The sequence below is a fragment of the [Phormidium] sp. LEGE 05292 genome (assembly GCF_015207735.1).
Lineage (GTDB): Bacteria > Cyanobacteriota > Cyanobacteriia > Cyanobacteriales > Aerosakkonemataceae > Floridanema.
This window is the reverse complement of sequence record NZ_JADEWG010000315.1, coordinates 1-2,012: the sequence shown is the minus strand read 5'-3', so window position 1 is coordinate 2,012 and position 2,012 is coordinate 1. Positions and strand designations below refer to the sequence as shown.

General features: G+C 45.2%; 2 protein-coding genes. Both read right to left on the bottom strand.

Annotated elements, in window-relative coordinates:
- Positions 1-117 precede the first annotated feature (117 nt).
- Positions 118-486 (bottom strand): STAS domain-containing protein, encoded by a 369-nt coding sequence (locus tag IQ264_RS32280; RefSeq protein ID WP_193986826.1) that lies wholly within the window; start codon positions 484-486, stop codon positions 118-120.
- A 234-nt stretch (positions 487-720) separates the two neighbouring features.
- Positions 721-1,761: an oxygen-dependent coproporphyrinogen oxidase gene (gene hemF / locus IQ264_RS32275; RefSeq protein ID WP_193986824.1), complete on the bottom strand. Its 1,041-nt coding sequence runs from the start codon at positions 1,759-1,761 to the stop codon at positions 721-723.
- Positions 1,762-2,012 lie beyond the last annotated feature (251 nt).

Genomic DNA, 2,012 nt, shown 5'->3' with positions numbered 1-2,012 from the left:
GGGGAGTAGGAGATGGGGAGATGGGGATGGGGAGAAAATAACCTTTACCCTTTCTTTCCTTGGAGCCTTCTGCCTTCTGCCTTCTGCCTTCTGCCTTCTGCCTTCTGCCTTCTGCCACTAGCTAGCAATGGTGCGGGGTACACCTTCCAAAGCTTCTTCCTCGGTTTCAAAGATTTCAAATACCGAGTCCATCATCGTCACTTCAAAAACTAATCTAGCTTCTGGATGCACGCTACAAATGCGGAAACTCCCCTTAACTTTATCTGCGTCTCGCATTCCAGCCACCAATGATGTAAGGCCAGAACTGTCGATAAAATTTACTAAACCCAAATTCACGACCACATGACGGCTGAGTTTAGAAATACATTCTTGCAACTTTAGCCGAAATTGCCATGCAGTTGTAATGTCCAGGCGACCTGCTGGTGTCAAGACGATCACAGTAGTGCCGTCTTGGGTCGTGTGGGTTTTTTGTTCGATCTGAATCACTGACCCTCCCCTTGAAATCGTAAGAGTTTGGAGTTTTTGCACACAGCCTCGATCTTATAAACCGTTAAGCAATCCCAGGTATGTAGGTGCCAAGATGAAATTTAGAAGATCGACAGTTGTACAGTTTTGCGGTTTTAGGAAATAGTATTTTTGGTTTCTCTTACTATTGTTCCCAGGCTGAGGCAAAAATGAATAACCTCTTTAATTTTGGGTTGTTCATCTCAGTAGTTTAACTTACACCTCAGCTGAGGAAGCAGTCCAGTTAGCCCAATCTTGAGGCTTCAAGAAGGTTTCATATAATTCAGCTTCTGGTGTGTTAGGTTCTGGCTGATAGCCATATTCCCAGCGTACCAGGGGTGGTAAAGACATCAAGATGGACTCTGTACGTCCGTTGGTTTGCAGACCAAAGATGGTGCCGCGATCGTAAACGAGATTAAACTCGACATAACGCCCGCGACGATAGAGTTGGAAATTACGTTCGCGATCGCCATACTCTAAATTACGGCGACGTTCCACAATGGGAGCGTAAGCAGGTAAAAATGCTCTACCACAATCTTGGATAAAAGCAAACAATTCTTCCCAATTGCGAGTCAATGAACCAACCTTAGCACTATGAAGTGCTGCTGGCCCATTAGTATTATTTGCCCGATACAATTCTCCTTGAGCATCTTGGTAATCAAAAAACAGACCACCGACCCCTCTGGTTTCCTGACGGTGCTTCAAGTAAAAATACTCATCACACCAATATTTAAACGTCGGATAGTACTCTGGATGGTGAGCATCACAAGCTTGTTTTAAAGTCTTGTGGAAATGTGCCGCATCCTCAGCAAAAGGATAGTAGGGTGTTAAATCAGCTCCACCACCAAACCACCAAACTGGCCCAGCTTCAAAATAACGATAATTCAAATGTACCGTCGGAATGTAGGGGTTGCGGGGGTGTAATACCATTGAGGTACCAGTAGCATAGAAACCATGCCCTGCTGCTTCCGGGCGTTGTGCCAAAATTGAGGGCGGTAAATGTTCGCCCCAAACTTCCGAAAAGTTAACACCACCTTGTTCAAAAACTGCTCCTTCGCGCATGACGCGAGAACGACCACCACCGCCTTCTGGTCGTTCCCAGGAATCTTCTAGGAAATTGCCTACGCCGTCTAATGCTGCTAAACCTTGACAAATTTCGTCTTGGATTTGGCGCATAAAGTGGCTAATTCTAGCTTTGGAATCAGCTGGAGGTACAGAATTAGAAGAGGTTACTTCGGATGTTGAAAAAGCCGTCATATCAACAATTAAATCCCAATGTTACGGAAACGAACAGCCCTGAAAGAAAGAAGAGAGCGTTTTTAGATTAACTCGAATCGGGCCTTTAAGGATAAACAACTAAGTTAACTTTAATTGAGAGCACAAGAGAAGAAAGGCAGAAGGCTTTTTGAAGGCAGAAGGCAGAGGGCAGAAGGCAGAAGGCAGAAGGCAGAGGGCACCAAGGAAAGAAAGGGTAAAGGTTATATTTTCTCCCCATCCCCCCATCTCCC

Excerpts from the sequence above, each read along its gene's own strand:
- hemF (WP_193986824.1), bottom strand. The coding sequence starts at position 1,761 with ATGACGGCTTTTTCAACATCCGAAGTAACCTCTTCTAATTCTGTACCT.